Annotated in this window: 12 protein-coding genes; 3 read left to right on the forward strand and 9 right to left on the reverse strand. The window is 39.4% G+C overall.

Annotated elements, in window-relative coordinates; genetic code table 11:
- Nucleotides 1-7 precede the first annotated feature (7 nt).
- The 3 genes from FNT16_RS16365 to FNT16_RS16375 are packed head-to-tail and all read right to left on the reverse strand — an operon-like array spanning nt 8 to nt 2,843.
- Nucleotides 8-1,306 (reverse strand): TRAP transporter large permease, encoded by a 1,299-nt coding sequence (locus FNT16_RS16365; RefSeq protein ID WP_143873001.1) that lies wholly within the window; start codon nt 1,304-1,306, stop codon nt 8-10.
- Between the two features lie 2 nt (nt 1,307-1,308).
- Nucleotides 1,309-1,863: a TRAP transporter small permease gene (locus FNT16_RS16370; RefSeq protein ID WP_143872590.1), complete on the reverse strand. Its 555-nt coding sequence runs from the start codon at nt 1,861-1,863 to the stop codon at nt 1,309-1,311.
- The gene (locus FNT16_RS16375) at nt 1,863-2,843 is read right to left on the reverse strand and encodes a TRAP transporter substrate-binding protein (RefSeq protein ID WP_143872591.1); all 981 of its coding nucleotides are present in this window, start codon (nt 2,841-2,843) and stop codon (nt 1,863-1,865) included. Before FNT16_RS16375 ends, FNT16_RS16370 begins: the two co-directional genes overlap by 1 nt.
- Before the next feature lie 439 nt (nt 2,844-3,282).
- Between FNT16_RS16375 and FNT16_RS16380 the strand changes: the two genes are divergently transcribed.
- On the forward strand, nt 3,283-5,754 hold the full coding sequence (locus FNT16_RS16380) for a glycoside hydrolase family 88 protein (RefSeq protein WP_143872592.1): 2,472 nt from the start codon (nt 3,283-3,285) through the stop codon (nt 5,752-5,754).
- A 96-nt stretch (nt 5,755-5,850) separates the two neighbouring features.
- Here FNT16_RS16380 and FNT16_RS16385 read toward each other — a convergent pair whose 3' ends face one another.
- From FNT16_RS16385 to FNT16_RS16395, 3 genes are all read right to left on the reverse strand, one after another.
- Complete coding sequence (locus FNT16_RS16385) at nt 5,851-7,701, reverse strand: RICIN domain-containing protein (protein ID WP_143872593.1); 1,851 nt, start codon at nt 7,699-7,701, stop codon at nt 5,851-5,853.
- Between the two features lie 379 nt (nt 7,702-8,080).
- Complete coding sequence (locus FNT16_RS16390) at nt 8,081-8,656, reverse strand: glutathione S-transferase family protein (RefSeq protein WP_143872594.1); 576 nt, start codon at nt 8,654-8,656, stop codon at nt 8,081-8,083.
- Nucleotides 8,657-8,713: 57 nt separating this feature from the next.
- On the reverse strand, nt 8,714-9,742 hold the full coding sequence (locus tag FNT16_RS16395) for an alpha/beta hydrolase (RefSeq protein WP_143872595.1): 1,029 nt from the start codon (nt 9,740-9,742) through the stop codon (nt 8,714-8,716).
- A gap of 218 nt (nt 9,743-9,960) precedes the next feature.
- Between FNT16_RS16395 and FNT16_RS16400 the strand changes: the two genes are divergently transcribed.
- Nucleotides 9,961-10,722, forward strand: coding sequence for a rhamnogalacturonan acetylesterase (locus FNT16_RS16400; protein WP_185976623.1), 762 nt, complete (start codon nt 9,961-9,963; stop codon nt 10,720-10,722).
- Between the two features lie 168 nt (nt 10,723-10,890).
- On the opposite strand, the gene FNT16_RS16405 is transcribed toward FNT16_RS16400, so the two are convergent.
- Nucleotides 10,891-12,147 (reverse strand): DUF4374 domain-containing protein, encoded by a 1,257-nt coding sequence (locus FNT16_RS16405; RefSeq protein WP_143872597.1) that lies wholly within the window; start codon nt 12,145-12,147, stop codon nt 10,891-10,893.
- 22 nt (nt 12,148-12,169) lie between these two features.
- Nucleotides 12,170-14,302 carry a TonB-dependent receptor gene (locus tag FNT16_RS16410; protein ID WP_143872598.1) on the reverse strand — a complete coding sequence of 711 codons (2,133 nt, stop codon included), beginning with the start codon at nt 14,300-14,302 and terminating at the stop codon, nt 12,170-12,172.
- 146 nt (nt 14,303-14,448) lie between these two features.
- Between FNT16_RS16410 and FNT16_RS16415 the strand changes: the two genes are divergently transcribed.
- A complete protein-coding gene (locus tag FNT16_RS16415; RefSeq protein ID WP_143872599.1) occupies nt 14,449-15,540 on the forward strand; it encodes a PepSY-associated TM helix domain-containing protein in 1,092 nt (363 codons plus the stop codon).
- Nucleotides 15,541-15,604: 64 nt separating this feature from the next.
- Here FNT16_RS16415 and egtD read toward each other — a convergent pair whose 3' ends face one another.
- Nucleotides 15,605-16,552, reverse strand: coding sequence for an L-histidine N(alpha)-methyltransferase (gene egtD, locus FNT16_RS16420; protein WP_143872600.1), 948 nt, complete (start codon nt 16,550-16,552; stop codon nt 15,605-15,607).
- Between the last annotated feature and the right edge of the window lie 12 nt (nt 16,553-16,564).

The following is a 16,564-nucleotide window of genomic DNA, read 5'->3' on the forward strand; positions in this document are numbered from 1 at the left end:
TTTGTTTTTAATACAAACCAAATAACTTAGGTAAAAATTCACTCAACTCAGGTATATAAGTCACGAGCATTAAAACAATAAACATCGCCAAATATAACGGCATCAATGGTTTTATGATTTTCTCTATCGTGGTTTTAGCAACCGCACAAGAAACAAATAACACAGAGCCAACCGGCGGCGAGCACAAACCTATCGATAAGTTAAGCACAATCATGATGCCAAAGTGTAATGGTGACATACCTAACTGTGTAGCAACCGGTAAAAATATCGGGGTAAAAATTAGCACTGCTGGCGTCATATCCATAAAAGCGCCGATAATGATTAACGTTAAGTTGATGATTAACAGAATCAAAAATGGGTTTTCACTCAGCGTCATCAAAAAATCACTGATGGTTTGTGGAATATTTTCGTATGATAAAATCCATGACATCGCAGACGAAGCACCAATCAGCAACATTACGATAGCAGTGGTTTCTGCCGCTTTTAATAATATTTCCGGTAATTGTGATTGGCTCACTTCTTTGTAAACAAATACCGACAAGATAAGTGAATAAATTACCGCTATTGCACCGGCTTCCGTTGCAGTAAACACACCACCGATAATGCCGCCAATTACGATAAAAATAAGTAATAAACTCGGCACAGCTGCTAAAACTTTTTCAACAACCACTTTAAGTGGCAGTCTCGCTTCAGTCGGATACCCTTTTAATTTCGCATAACCTGCGCAGACTAACATCAGCGATAATGCGACTAAAATACCCGGCAAATAACCAGCGACAAACAATGCAGCAATAGAAACACCACCGCTGGCAATCGCATAAATAATCAATATATTGCTGGGCGGTATTAACATACCAGTTGTCGCAGCAGCCCCCGTTAACGCGGCGCTAAAGTTTCTATCGTATCCCTTTTTTTCCATTTGTGGGATCATAAAACTACCGATAGCACTGGTGGCAGCAACGGCAGAGCCGGAAATTGCACCAAACAAAGTACAAGAAAGTACATTCACCAAAGCTAATCCACCCGGTAGCATACCAATTAATGCCATCGCGCATTCGATTAATCTTTTAGCAATACCACCCCGCCCCATAATTAAACCCGAGAGCACAAAAAACGGAATTGCTAACAATGCAAAACTGTTAATCCCCCCCGCTAAGCGCTGTGCAATGGTGGTCGCTGCAGGTATTAAATCAATACTGCACAGCATAGTCACGAGTGTCGCTAAACCAATGCTAAATGAAATCGGAACGTTGACAGCCAACAGAGCAAAAAATACTAGAACTAAAATTAAACCGGATAATTCCATCATTATTCTCCTGAAACTTCTGATTGACGGACTTTAGATTGACTGATATCAGACTGTTTCGTATCTAACCCAGAACCCGAATTCAAAAATACCGAAACAATATTACTCAGTGCAAACAGAGTAATTAACGCACCGGATGCCGGCACGGCTAGATACACATAACCCATTTGTACCTCCAGCGAAGCAGAGGTTTGCGCAGGATCCATCGTCAACGCAACTAAAGATATCCCACCAATTAACATCACAATAATGGCGAACGTTAATACCGCCAGATTAATAAATACTTCTGCCACTTTTAATGCCGACCCTTTTAAGCGCGTGGTTAAAATATCTAAGCCTAAATGAGAACCGGTGCGGTACGCATAAGCCGCGCCAAACAAACCTATCCAAATCAGTAAAAATCGCGCCAACTCTTCGGTAACTGAGCTAGGTGCTTGTAGCACATACCGAGAGAAAACTTGCCAGCTTACGCCCGCAACAATCGATGCGACCAATAAAATTAATAAGTACCCTAATAAGCGCTCTAACGACCTACTTAAACTTTGCAATACGTGCATCAGTTAGCCTCCGCTTTAATTGCATTTAAATAACGGCCTATCAAAGTGCCATCAAAACTGGCGTGAAAATCTTTTACCGCCGCCATAAATGGGTTTTTATCTGGATATATCACTTCTACGCCCGCTTTTTTGACTTCCTCAAGTGCATATTTTTCACCCGCCAGCCACAGTTCTTTTTGTAACTCAACTGAATCTGAAATTGCTTGGTTTAACCAGTCTTGCTGTTGTTTGTTTAGCGTATCGTAAACATGTGCACTGCCTAAAATAATATCCGGTACGGAGGTGTGTTCGTTGAGTATATAGTAGTCACAAATTTCATAATGTCTGGATAAATAAAATGAAGGTGGATTATTTTCTGCACCATCGACAACACCTTGCTGTAGTGCGGCATACAACTCTCCAAAAGAAATAGGTGTTGCGGATCCACCAAACGCATTGACCATTCTCACTGCCATCTGGCTTTCCATCACCCGGATTTTTTTACCCGTTAGATCTTTAGGCGTTTCAACTTTTGTATTCGTTGTATAAAAGCTTCTCGAACCTGAATCGTAGTAGCCCAAACCAACAAAATGTGCCTGTCGCGTTGCATTTAATAAACTCTGCCCCACTTCTCCTTGCAATACTTTCCAGCGGTGTTCGCGGCTTTCAAATAAATAAGGCACACCATATACTTTCATATCGGGTACAAAGCCTTCTATCGCAGCAGCAGATACTTTGGTCATTGCCAAACTGCCGATTTGCAATAATTCAACCATTTCACGCTCTGTACCTAACTGTGCATTGGGGTATATTTTAATTTCCATCGTGCCATTTGAATATTCATCCAATTTCTCTGCCATATGCAGCATGGCTTTATGTACACTATGTTCACTGTCTAAAGTGTGGCCCATACGTAAGGTGATTTTATCTTGCTGCTGGCTACAGGCTGTAACGAACAAACAGCATGCAATCACCCACAGCCGAGTAAAACTCTGATTCATTTAAACAACTCCTAATACAGCTAAATCGCCCTGTAATTATTATTTTTATCGTCAGTTTAGAACCCATTACACCATTGATAAACGAACAACAAAGCCACCGGTAGCATATTACGTATAACAAATGTAAAGTTTGCTCTATTTGACCGACAAATAAATTAAGTTAGAAAGATGTTAGCCTTTTTAACAGAAGGATACAATGCTTTATAAAAAATAAATGCCACCGGTAGCATTATATAAAAAATAAGATTATATTAAGAAAAGTTTATCGCGTTAAAATACTATGTTAGTAAAAAAGCCAATGCTCGCTTTATAACAAACAATGTAAATATTTAACGTGAAAGCAAAACAAAGAGATTTTAAACAATTTGTGTCGGTTGACGTTTAAAGGGCGATTTTTTTTGCCAAAAGATCAACAGACTTTAGAGTTAATGGGGGAAATATGAGAAAAGTCAGCTTTATTGGTTTAGCGATATTAGCCGCAGGCTGTACAAATACAGACACGGTCAGCCAAACAAACGAATCGCAAGTTACAACACCTTATCACCAACAAAAAAGCCAACAAATCATTGCAAGCATGACACTAAAAAATCCGTCCGCTTTTGCACGAAACGATGAAACGACATTTTTTACACATGAATCACTCGGTATCAATTCAACCGACCCCAGAGTGAAAGATTTAGTCGTCAAAAACGGCTCTCAACTTATCCCAAGCCAAAATATTGATACAGACAATGACGGTTTTGTCGATCAATTGGCAATATTAAACAATTTCTCTGCTGGCCAAAGCATTCAGTTAACCATTTCGCCCGATCCGCTATTAAGTGCTCAAGCTAGTTTTGAAAAACGCACACAAGCTGAAATTTCAAGAAAAGTTGGCGGCCAATGGCAAGGTAAAAAATATATTGGCGGGTATTTTGAGAATGTAGATGAGCTTGTTACACCGCCTCAGTATACCGACCATTCAGAATACATTCGTTACGAAGGAACCGGCTTAGAGTCCAATAAAGTAGGCTATCGATTTTATATGGATTGGCGCAACGGGTTTGATATTTTTGGCAAAACAAAAGATCAAATAGCCCTGCATAACATTGGGTTAGACGGTTACGCCAGTTACCACGAAATGCAAGACTGGGGCATGGATATTCTTAAAGTTGGTAAGTCTTTAGGCATGGGTGGTTATGGTTATTGGAATGGCAAAAGCGTTGAGCGGGTTTCAAAAGTAGATAGCTGGCGCTCTAAAATTATAGAAAACGGCCCTGTCTATTCTTCGATTCAGTTAGATTATAGAGGCTGGGCAGTCGATGGTAAAAAAGTCGACCTAATATCCAGAATGTCTATGACAGCCGGCAGCCGTTTGGTTAACGTACGTTTATCAACCAGTGAAAAAGTCGACAATTTAGCCGTTGGTTTAGTTAAACACCCGAATACCACTTGGTTACAAGGTGAAACTAATGTGCATGGCACCGCTTGGGTCTACTTTGCATCTTATGGCAAGCAAACGTTAAACAACGATAATTTGGGTATGGCGCTTTTTGTGCGTAAAACCAATATTAAAGATATAACGCAAGATGAAAACAATTATGTAATTGTCACTAAAAGTAATCATAACGCGCTTGAGTATTATTTTGCTGCCGCTTGGCAAGGTGAACAAAACGGCATTAAAAATCAACAATCGTTTGAGCAATACCTGCAGCAAACGGCACAACGTTTAACGCGCAGCATTCGGGTAGATAAAACAACTCAGTTAGGTTTAGCCGATAAACAAAAACCGTTAACAGCAGAGTATGCATTAACCTTTGCACAACGTTTAGCTGACTCTGAATTACGCCGTAAAGCCTACGATTACGTGTATGGTGGTTTTGATAAAATGCGATTTAGAGAATCAAGATATACCTACACGACTGGATTACTGGCACAATCAATTGATGATCTTGAAAAAGTAACCAACGAATTTAGATATAAACAAGCATCTGAGGCATTAATTGGCTCGTTTATCACAGACAATGGCGAAATACTCACCTACAAAAAGTCTGATTTTAATATAGATAAAATAAACTCAGGCAAAATGTTGTTACGTTTGTATCAGCGTACCGGAAATGAAAAATACCGTCTAGCGGCTGATAAATTGCGGGCGCAATTACATGAACACCCGAAAACCTCAAACGGCGCATTTTGGCACAAAAAGAAATACCCGCACCAGTTATGGTTAGACGGCGTATATATGGGTATGCCCTTTTTAGCTGAATATAGCCTGATGTTTGAAAACGGCGCATCGCTAGAAGAAGCCGTGCACGAATTTGAAATTAGTCGTCAATACTTAAGAGATACAAAAACCGGCCTGTATTACCATGGCTGGGACGAATCAAAAAGCATTGAATGGGCGGATAAAAATACCGGTTTGTCGCAAGAGTTTTGGTCTAGAGGCATGGGCTGGTTATCAATGGCAGCGGTGGATATTTTAGATTATATTCCGCCCTCTAAACCACAATTACGGGCCCAAATGCTTAAGATTGTTAACGAATTAGCGGCTGATTTACAAAAGTATCAGCATTCATCTGGCACCTGGTATCAAATTCCGAATAAACCCGATGCAATTGGCAATTACCTTGAAGCATCGGCCAGCAGCATGTTTACTTACTTTTACGCAAAAGCGTTAAATAAAGGCTACATAGGTGCTGAATATAAACCAACTGCTTTAAAAGCTTATCAGGGCGTGGTGAATAAATTTATTGAGTCGCACCCAGATGGCAGTGTCAGTTTGATCAATTTGTGTTTTGTTGCTGGTTTAGGTTATGGCCGTGATGGCAGTTACGATTATTATATGGATGAACCTGTCCTTGCGAACGATCCTAAAGGCACTGGACCATTTATCATGGCCAGCGCTCAAATTGCCCGGTTACTGAACAACTAGAGTGCTAAACCGTTAGATTAATGAACAAGCCGATTTGAGTTAAATAAACCAAGTCACCGAGCCGTATATCTTCAAACTCGGTGACTTATTTAATTTTTATTTAGTCCCCCAAACTGACACACCGCTTGCAGAAATCGCTGTAAAAGTGGTGACGAGTTGATCCGTCGCATCATTCCACTGCCAACTGGCTACACCGTTGAAGCTGCCCAAATTATCAAGCGTAATTTGAAAGGTATTATCACTTTGTAACCACCAACTACCGCTCACTGCTCCGCTGACAGTACCATCCGCATTTAGCTGAATATTGACTGATTGTTTTGCCGTTGTGTTGATATCTTTTTGATGATTGACAAATTTATAGCTGCCCAGCATATCGTAAAAATCAACCTTATTTTCACCATTCAGAGCAACATATCTCTGTGGTGCAATCACAGGCCAGCCTTCTGCGTTAATAAACATTTCATGCACACGAACCGAATGATATTCCCCAGCATTAGGAAAACGGGTGTGAAATACCATAAAGTTTTGCCCTGTATCCGCATTATACAAAGCGGATTGATGGCCTGGTGAAAGGTAACCATATTCACCTGTGAATTCAAAGCCACCCATTAACTTCATGCCATAAGGCGCGATTGAATTGCGATCGCCTTTGACATTTGCCATATCGTTACCTTGTGCATCGTAATATGGGCCATCTGGCGAAGTTGCTCGTGCAACCCGAATATTATATCCACCATCGGCTGAGAGACCGCCAAATGAGGTGAACAAATAATAATATTGAGAATCTGGTCGGTGTAATATAAATGCCGCTTCAATATGACTATGATCGCCCCCTAACAAATGTTTACCATATCCCTGCCCTGCATAAGGTTTACCGGTACTTGGGTTCATTTCCAAAATAAAAATACCGCCCGAATACGAACCATAAACCATCCACAGTTTGCCATTTTTATCATAAAAAGCATGCGGGTCGACTGCATTGGGATGGATCGTCGGATCATATATTTCGCCCGCATTTTCACTTTCTTGTCCCCACATGCCCGATTTTAAAAACAACCCTTGATTGCTATACGCGCCTTCGATATTAGAGCTGGTCGCAACGCCCGTATAACCTCGCGGTTCTGTCATTAAACTTTGGTTGTAATAATAAGCAAATTGTCCGTTGTTAAGCTTTACAACATCAGCCGCCCATAAAGCTTGTTCACCAGTCCAGTTGAACCCTTCTGCAAGTTCATTGGTAATATTATAACCAAATAAAGGGTTGTTATCGTCAACACCAGCGGATACCGATTCCCAGTTCATTAAATCAGTTGATTTTGCGCTAGCGGCAAATGAGCCAAAAATATAATAGGTTTTTTGTCCATTAACGACAGTTTCATAGATAGACGGATCATGCACCGAAACATCTGTAAACTTGGCAGCTCCGGCGACATATGGATTTGCATACGTGGCATGTTCAAATTGCCATTGTTGCGCCGCCCCGCCCCAATAAGTCCACTGGGCAATATTAGCGCCATTGGCGGTGGAAAAATTATAAACTTCAACCGCTTTGCCGCTGAAATTATTTATCACACCATAGTTACCATTACTTAAACTATCTAGACTCCATAATTGTGTTGGCCCACCCCAGTAGTCCCACTGCACAATATTTGCGCCATCACTTGCATCAAAGTTATAAACCTCAATCGACTTATTACTCGCAACAGAAATGATTGAATATAAACCATTACCTCTGTCTGTTACATCCCAAAGCTGATTGTCGTTTCCATTTTGGCTATATTGAATAATATTCGCGCCATTTGCTTGAGAGCCCCCTGAAACATCTAAAACCTTACCACTGTGACCATTTTTTAAAACGTAAGTACCATTCGTTACTGCGACTGCGCTAAAAGCGATATTACAACTCAATGCTAATAATAGGTTGCGGGTTATGCTTGTGTATTTCATATCCTTACCTTTTGTTGTGTGTCATTTCGTGTGAGTGATCTGCACCAAGTTAATTAGTACTGTATTACTATATACATTTCATGTACAAAATTAAACCACTTATTTAACAGGGGTAACGAAAAAGATAAAAATCGATCGGAGTGAGTTTATGAGCAAACGGGTTTTGCGATAATTAATGCGGCAATAAATTGGGCGGCGGTAAATTGGGCGGTTAATTTATAATGATAAATAGAGTTGCCGTATGACTTCATTATGTTTTGCAACGAACAACTCTATGTATTTATACTGCTCTGTGACGATCGACTTTACGCGTCAAGCTATCTGCTTTTTTTAGTTTTTCGGTAACGGCTCTACCAGCAAATCGAAATTTAATGTTTAACTATTGCGGATAAGTACCTTTGGCGATCTCACGTTCACCATGCGTTTGTTGCACTTTTAATAAAGCAGAATATTGGCTTATATCATGTAAATTTCTAAAAGTAATCCAATCTAACAAAGACAATAAACAAATGCTGGCATAACCCCATTTATCAAATGCGCCCTGCTTTGCTTGTTCATTTAACCAATCAAGCACTTGAGGAATGCGCTCAATTTGCAACTGAAAAATCAGTTTGTCGGTTGTAATTTCTAGTTCTGAGCGCTTGCCATAAAACAAGATAATTAAAGAATCTGTCACCGCATCAACAGCACTGACCAAGTTTAAATCGTTAATACTCGGTTTATCTAAGTTAAACTTTTCCTGAACGTATTGTGCTATCACATGTGAGTCGAAAATTTTCTGCCCTTTATCTTCCAGCATTGGCATTTTTTTTAGTGGCGCTATTTTTGAGTACTCTGTTCGAGCATCATCATCATATAAATTAACCAATTGAAACTGATAGTCTTGCCCTTCTAGCAGCATACGAATCCGGCGTACGTATGGTGAAGGTAACGAACCATATAAAACCATCGACATAATCTTTCCTTTTAGTATTAAATATCTGTTGTTTAAGATGATTTTAAGATAAATGCTTTACGGTGTTTTTTCTACAAATTCATTTAATTTTTTAGCAACCTGAGTTAACCAGGGTTCAAATAACCAAAATGTATGAATTGTATTTTCAAAACGCATGATTTCTGCGTTTTTGCCAACAGCTTTTAGCCGTTCTTTTGCTGTTTCAAAGCCTGCACTAAACCTTTTTTGTCCACTACTGATAAACAACAAATGCGGTGATTCGGCATCAATATAATTGACTGGCGATGCTTGTTGCCATAAGTGTGGAATTTGCTCGTAAGCACCACCTAACCATAAAGCGGCTGCTGATCTTTCTCCATTTTTATTTTCATACTTTAGAGCTTGAGGATCGGTCAAACTCAAGACTCCATCCAGACTAACAATTGATTTAATGTTGCTAAATTTACCTGCATTTTTAAATGCCAATAGCGCAGCGAGTTGGCCGCCAGATGAACCACCTACAATAGTGATATTGTTCGTATTTAATGCGTAATGCTCAGCATTGTTTTTTATCCAAAACAGTGCCTGCTCTAAATCGACTAAAGCCGCTGGGTATTGAGCTTCTATCGATAACCGATATTCAGGAATAATCGCCGCATGACCATATGAAACCAGTGTATTTGCTAAAGAATACATATGCGATTTATTACCTGATCGCCAACCGCCACCATGAATTAAAACAAAGGTCGTTTTATTATTGTTATGCGTTTGAGGGGCAAATATATCTAAGTGCAAATCACGATTTAGTGGCTGCGAACTTTTCTCGCCTTCGCCTTCACCCTCGCTTTCGCTTTGGCGGTTAGCTTTGAGGTAGCGCCTTTCAAAATAGATTTTGATACCTGGTGACATTACCGCATTTGGGTATCTTAATTCGGGATGTTTAACCTTGTAGCGCTCGTATCTTTCTTCGAGCGTGTAATTATCACTGACGGCATATGCGTCAACCGGAAATGCGCTTAGCGCCTGACACAATATTAGTGACCAAATTAATAAGCTAATACACAATAAATTTTTTATTATATGGGCATTTTTTGTTGGAATTTTCATTTCAACCTCTTTGTAAATCTAAAGTCTGGTTTATTTTTTTGTTTTCGTTGCTCCGGTTTGTTTATCTTCCTCAAGTTATTTATCCCCAAGTTTATTCACCCCTGAATATGCCACCGGTAGCACTTTAGCAATTTTAAGGTTAGAATCCAAACATTAGCTAACAAAAGGTAAAAAATATGAACAAAAATATGAACAAAAATAATAGAGGTTTCAACTGTATGCATTACTTAGTAATTTGGGTATTTTGTATTTTTGGATTTCAAGTAACAGCGCAAGAAAAGCTTACTCATATTTATTTAGCAGGTGATTCGACGGTGCAAGACGTTGATCCGGCACGTGGTCCCGATTTTGGCTGGGGCCAATTACTGCCCACCCTATTAGCCAAAAAAAGCCATGCAGTTATCGAAAACCATGCAAAAGGTGGACGCAGTACCAAAACCTTTATCCGTGAAAATCGTTGGCAAACGATTGTCGATAAACTACAGCAAAACGATTGGGTTTTAATTCAATTTGGTCACAATGATGCTTCTTATCATAAGCTAGAACGTTATACGGCACCTGTCGATTACAAATTAAACTTATTAAAATTTGTGCACGATGTAAAAGCGAAAAACGCGCTTCCCGTACTGATAACTCCGGTGATGCGACGTTATTTTGATAACGAAGGTAAACTTAAAGATGTGCATGGTATTTATCCGTCTTTGGTGCGAGAAGTCGCGCTTGAAACCAATACACCACTAATCGATTTAATGAAATCCAGTGGAAAGCTGTTACTTAAATATGGCGTTGAAGGCTCTAAAACCTTGTACATGAGTGTCGGCCCAGGTGAACACCCAAGATACCCAGATGGTAAAGAAGATAGCACGCACTTTTCAAAAAAAGGCGCGTTAGAAATGGCAAAGTTAGTGGTTTATGAAGCTCAGTTAAAATCAATTCAGCCTTTAGCTGACTTTTTTAAAACCGTAAATCCCAGCCTGTGATTAACGATATACGCGTGTTTATTTTATAAACACGCGTTGAGATCTGGAGTATTACGTGAGGCGCACTACGCGCAAATGTGTGTGTAAATGCGTGTGTAAATGTATGTGCAATTGCCTGTGTAAAAGCATGTAAGTGTGTGTGTAAGCATGAGTTTTTAAACTTCGCTGTTAATCGGCTAAATAATACACGCCTTTAACTGTTTTACCCTGTATCTCAGCACCTTGTGTCGCGGTTGCGGTTTCGATGTCCACTTCGTAAATATAGGCCTGCGTTTCTTCTTCTATGCTGACATAAACTTTGCCGTTGACTACTTCAACGGGTGAGCTATAACGTTTAGCATGTAAAGGTACATTGGCTACATCTGTGACTGTTTTAGCAGCCAAATCAATAATGACTAATTTTTGATTAAAATTGGTCCGGCCAAATGCAGACCATGGCGCTTCACCCTTTTTATCTACTAACAGTCTTGCAATCGCTTTATTACCACCGACATAATCCATCCAAAAAATGCTGCCACCATTTGTCGCTTCTTCAATATTAAAAAAGTAGTGTTGTGCAAAGTCGCTTTCACCATTAGCAATTTTTAAAATGCCGGAAGGTTTAGTTGAAGCAGGAGAAAAACCAGCGGCAATCGTACCATTAGAAAACGAATACATATCGCCACTATCGGTTAAAATTAAGCCTGTTGTTGAGCCATTTACGCCGATATGACTGGTTCTGTCATCCGAAATAATCGCTTTGGGTGATGCACCATCGTTTAATGGATAATCATAAATTGCCACTAAAGCTTCATCCGGCGCGGGTGTGGTATACCAACCTTGATCATCCAGTTTATGAAACGGAACGAATAATTCATCTCCGCGCACTACCAGCGCAGTCGCCCACCCTACTGTGCCTTCACCCGGTGTCCCCGTGTCTTCATCAAAGATACTGTAACCAACTTGGCGAATAATGTGTCCTGACTCTGCACTTACAGTATACAAGGTACGTGTCGTGTGGGTGCCGTCTCTTGGTTCATCGCTGGCCAATAGATAATCGTCCCCATCTGCACCAAATACCTCTAACGCATTATTAAACACAAAAGCGCCCTGGCGTGCTAATTCACCGTCACTATTTAATTTATATGAAACCGTTTCAAAGTTTTCATAACCTGAAACAAATATTGTATTGCCCACTGGATAGTAGTAATTCCAGCCTAACTGCTCAGCGCCTACACTATTGGCATTGATCTGCCCTTGCATTAAATCGTTTGCGGGTAACAGGTATTCAGCTTCACCCGATACGGCTTGTTTGTAAGCTAAAGCAAATTTGGGCATTTCAACTTCGTTATTTTCTTTTGCTTGGTCATTTGAATCAGAGCTGCTACCACAAGCGGATAACAACAGTGTCGCCATTGCGACTGACAATGTATTACGGTTAAACATAGTAAACTCCTAATGTTTTTAATTAATTTAAGTATCTGAATTTTATGTAAAAAGCACGGCCCGGCTTGTCGATATTAAAGTTATCGTACACCGCCTTATCAAAGATATTTCGCGTTGAAAATGAAACCCGGTATGCATCATTTTTAAATGCATATTCAATATCCAAGTCGTGGGTAGCTTGAGTTGGTACTTGAAATTTAGTTGATTTTGAACCGGAACTTTCCCATTGATAGAAGAACTGTCCGACATAATTGATAGACCAACTGGTCGTTAATCCGGCGATATCAAAGGCCATCCAATCTAATGAAAAACGTGCATTGGCATATTGATACGGACGATTAGGTATACGATCTCCGTGATGATTGTGGGGGAAACCATCAATATCAACATAAGATTGATCGGTTGCATTTTCATATGTGGCATTTAAGTTAAGTGAATAATAATCGTGCAAACGACCATACCAAGCCAGTTCAATACCATTGGTTTGTACTTTGCGATCGTTTAAATAACGACCTCGAATAATCTGCTCGGGGACATAACGAATGAGGTTTTCAGTGTCTCTTAAAAACAGATTAACTTCCGTACGGGTAAATAAGTTTTCAACAGAGTATCGGTAAGTTGAACCTAAATTAAAATTGCGGCTGGTTTCAGGGTTTAGTTCTGGACTTGGCATGACATATTTGCCAGTCCCTAAGATTTCAACCGGCTCTGGTAAACGTACCGCCTCTTCAAATGAAGTTTTAACCAGCCAATCATCCGACAACTGATAACTTAATGTTGCACCGAAGCCCGATTTATCAAAATTTATAAGTGTTGTTTGCTCGACTGTTTCAAATTCAACTTGTTGCTCTGCAATAATTTCGCCGCCCATCTGATAGTGTTTAGCAAAAACACCAAAACGGATACTGTCATTTAAAATTTGCGTGTTGTATGCAAAACCCAAGACCGACTTATCCAACCGGTTGGGGGTACTGAATGATGTATTGTTGGCGTTAATTTCATCATAACCCTGACGTTCTATTGCATTATGTGCGTAACTTAGCGTCAATGTATCCTGTTGATTTAAATGATAATCGGCAGACAGGTTGTAACGTAAAATATCATCGGTTAAATGAAAGATAGATTGCGTACCAAATTCGCCATCAGTGGCATTATTAGGTGTTGTATAACTGCCATCCCATGCATAAATCCGGTTGAGTGTATCGTAAAATGACTCGGTTATTTTGCCAGTTAACAGATAGCCTTTTAGGCCGAATTGTTGCCAGTCTTTTTTATAAATTGCCGAAAATAATTTGCTGTCATTTTTACTGTATACACCAGCAAAAACTTTATTGGTTGATTTTTCTGGATGCTGCTGTTCGTTTTTATTCGCAGCCAGTATCACGCCAACCGATAGTTCGTCAGCCAATTCGGTGCCTTGTATGCCCGCTTTAAGATTGATAGAACCAGATGTGTACGCGTCGTGAAAACGACGTACCGTTTGCACCCCGACCACGTTGCCGTTTTCAATTTTATTAATATTGTGCATTTCATAATCATTATCTGAATGATTTAGCGAAACAGAGCTTCTGACAAACCAGTTATTTTGAAAGGCAATTTGTGAAAACACACTTAAATTTTGGCTATTAAATGAACCATAGGAATACGATAAATCAAGCAAGTTTTCATCAAGCGACGGGGTAATAATGTTTATCGCCCCGCCCAAAGCATCCGCAGCCAGCTCAATTGGAACCACACCTTTGTAAACTTGCATTTTTTCAACTAAATTTCCGGAAAAGTTATTTAAAGACAGTGCACCACCAAAATTTTCCATTGGAATACCATCAAAAAAATAACGGATCTGATTGCCCGATAAACCATTGATCGATAACTCAGACGATGAACCAACGCCACCATTGCTTCTAACATGAATACCTGGAGAAAAATTCAGGATTTGATTTAAATCGAAAACCGAGTTTTGGTATTTGTCGGTTAATAATAAATCGACGTTAAACCCAGAAAGGCGAATCGCCTGATCTGATTCTTGTCCAACAACTTCGATTCGTTCAACAGCGCCTTCCTTTGCTTCACTCTGTGCTTGAGCATGTATTGACAAACTGGCTGACAAACCGATCAGCCCTAAACATTGAGTTAGATAGCGTACTGTATATTTCATGTGGGTATGTATTCTATTTAAATCTTTAACCTTGCCCGAAAACAATCAAATTGAAGATTCAAAAACTGCCTAATATGTAAATTATATTGATATTGGTAATCATTATCATTACCATAAACATTATTGTCAATAGCTAAAGTATACGTATGAGAAAGACGCTTTTTAAAATACATGGTTACCTTGCGCTCGTTGCCTTGGTACCCATTTTGTTGATTGCACTGACCGGCAGTTTATTAGTATTTAAGTTTGAAATAGACAGCTTGTTAATGCCTGACCAGGCAACAATTTCAGAACAAGGCAATAGCAGATTGTCGACTAACACCTTGATTGAAAAAATCAATTCAAACTTCACTGAGTACGAAATTGGCAGTTGGGAACTATTTGATGACGGTTATCAAGCAGATCGGGTTTATTTAATTAAAAAGCATAGTGAAAACTGGTACAAAGTTTTTTTAAACCCTTATACAGCAGAAATTTTAAGTGCGCCTCAACCACTTAATCATTATTTAACTGACTGGTTGTTAGAATTGCATTATACCCTGCTGTTGAATAACCTATGGCAGGATCAGCCTAATCTTGGCACTTTAATTGGCCTGTTTGTGGCCATAATATTGAGCGTTTTGGGCATCAGTGGCTTGATAATTTATCGACGTTTTTGGCGTAAATTTTTCACCTTTTCATTCGCTAAAAATAAACAAGCGCAAAACCGTGAACTTCACAGGCAAGGCGGTATTTGGTGTTCGCCCGTTTTATTAATCATAGGTTTAACCGGTGTTTATTTTAATTTAGTCGAGTTCTTACATGAGCATGAAGAACATGAAAATGGTGGACATTTTATCTTAACTGAGCGCATGTATAGCGACAATTTAGACTTTGATGCGCTATTACAACAAAGCAAAAATACGATTAACGGGTTTCGCCCGACTTATTTGCTGTTTCCTTTTGAACCGGACAGAAACGTTACGATATTTGGCGAAGTGCCTTCAATGAATATTTTTGCCAGTCAATATAGTTCAACAGTGACTTTTAATAAAAATAGTGGCGAATTAATCGTCGCGCGTGATATTCGAAAACGGGGTTTTGTAGATCAGTTTGTGGATAGCCTACGCGAATTACATTTTGGTAACTTTGCAGGTTTAGCCAGTAAAATTGTCTATGCCATTGTGGGTGTCGGTATCATATTGTCAGCCTTTACTGGCGTATTAATGTGGTTGCGCAGAAAACGACTCATTACTTAAAATTCGCCTAACGGCTATATAAATAGAGTGACAAATTACATATGAGCTAGCTTAAAAAACTAGCTCAGCGCTTATTAAATATGTAGTCCGCAAATAAATTATTCTGATCTGTCAGTTTATCTATCATTTGAAAGCCAGAGCCTTCGATTATATTTTGGATGATTTCATCACTATATTTACGTGAAATTTCAGTATAAATTTTTTCACCCGCTTTAAACCAATATTGCTTTCCTGTGTGTTTTACCGTGATACGCTGATCGGCCAAACTGGTTAGATAACTTTTTGCAATGCCTTCTTGCTGCGTATAACTAGGATCGTGCTTAAATTGATTTAAATCAAAATCGCCACCTAATTCACGGTTTATTCTAGCCAACAAGTTTAAGTTAAAATCTCGGGTAACACCTTGACTGTCATTGTAAGCAGGTAAAACCAAAGATTCCGGTTTTATTAAGTCTGCACCTAACAGTAATTTATCTTGCGGATTAAGGGTTTTGCCTAACTGAATCAGAAAGCCATTCGCTTCTTCATCACTCATATTGCCGATACTTGAGCCTAAAAATAATACCACCTTGGGATGATGGCTGCTTTTTAATGACGCCAATATCTTAAAATAATCTCCTTGTTGCTTGTGAACCTTAATATCCGGTAATTCTCGGGCCAGTGACGCTTCCAATTGGTCCAATGCATTGGCAGATATGTCAATTGGCAAATAGTCAAACTTGTAGTGTTTTCGTTGTAGCGCACTGAGCAATTTTTTTGTTTTACTCCCATCACCTGCACCCAATTCAATTAATTCAAAATGCTGATGTTTATCCAATGCCCAAGCATTGAGCATAGACAGTGTTTGCTGTTCAAAAATATCCATCTCAGCACGGGTCAAATAGTATTCTGGCAATGCCATAATTTTTACAAATAAAGCATCCCCGACTTTGTCGTAAAAGTATTTAGAGGGTAAATACTTTTGCTCACTACTTAACCCTTGATCTACGTCAATTGAAAATTGCTCTAACATAATGAATATCCC

The organism is Catenovulum sediminis (assembly GCF_007289895.1).
Taxonomy (GTDB): Bacteria; Pseudomonadota; Gammaproteobacteria; order Enterobacterales; family Alteromonadaceae; genus Catenovulum; species Catenovulum sediminis.

Coding starts and splice junctions, on each gene's coding strand:
- FNT16_RS16370 (WP_143872590.1), bottom strand. CDS start 1,863: ATGCACGTATTGCAAAGTTTAAGTAGGTCGTTAGAGCGCTTATTAGGG.
- FNT16_RS16405 (WP_143872597.1), bottom strand. CDS start 12,147: ATGTTTAACCGTAATACATTGTCAGTCGCAATGGCGACACTGTTGTTA.
- FNT16_RS16390 (WP_143872594.1), bottom strand. CDS start 8,656: ATGTCGATGGTTTTATATGGTTCGTTACCTTCACCATACGTACGCCGG.
- egtD (WP_143872600.1), bottom strand. CDS start 16,552: ATGTTAGAGCAATTTTCAATTGACGTAGATCAAGGGTTAAGTAGTGAG.
- FNT16_RS16395 (WP_143872595.1), bottom strand. CDS start 9,742: ATGAAAATTCCAACAAAAAATGCCCATATAATAAAAAATTTATTGTGT.
- FNT16_RS16385 (WP_143872593.1), bottom strand. CDS start 7,701: ATGAAATACACAAGCATAACCCGCAACCTATTATTAGCATTGAGTTGT.
- FNT16_RS16375 (WP_143872591.1), bottom strand. CDS start 2,843: ATGAATCAGAGTTTTACTCGGCTGTGGGTGATTGCATGCTGTTTGTTC.
- FNT16_RS16380 (WP_143872592.1), top strand. CDS start 3,283: ATGAGAAAAGTCAGCTTTATTGGTTTAGCGATATTAGCCGCAGGCTGT.
- FNT16_RS16410 (WP_143872598.1), bottom strand. CDS start 14,302: ATGAAATATACAGTACGCTATCTAACTCAATGTTTAGGGCTGATCGGT.
- FNT16_RS16365 (WP_143873001.1), bottom strand. CDS start 1,306: ATGGAATTATCCGGTTTAATTTTAGTTCTAGTATTTTTTGCTCTGTTG.
- FNT16_RS16400 (WP_185976623.1), top strand. CDS start 9,961: ATGCATTACTTAGTAATTTGGGTATTTTGTATTTTTGGATTTCAAGTA.
- FNT16_RS16415 (WP_143872599.1), top strand. CDS start 14,449: ATGAGAAAGACGCTTTTTAAAATACATGGTTACCTTGCGCTCGTTGCC.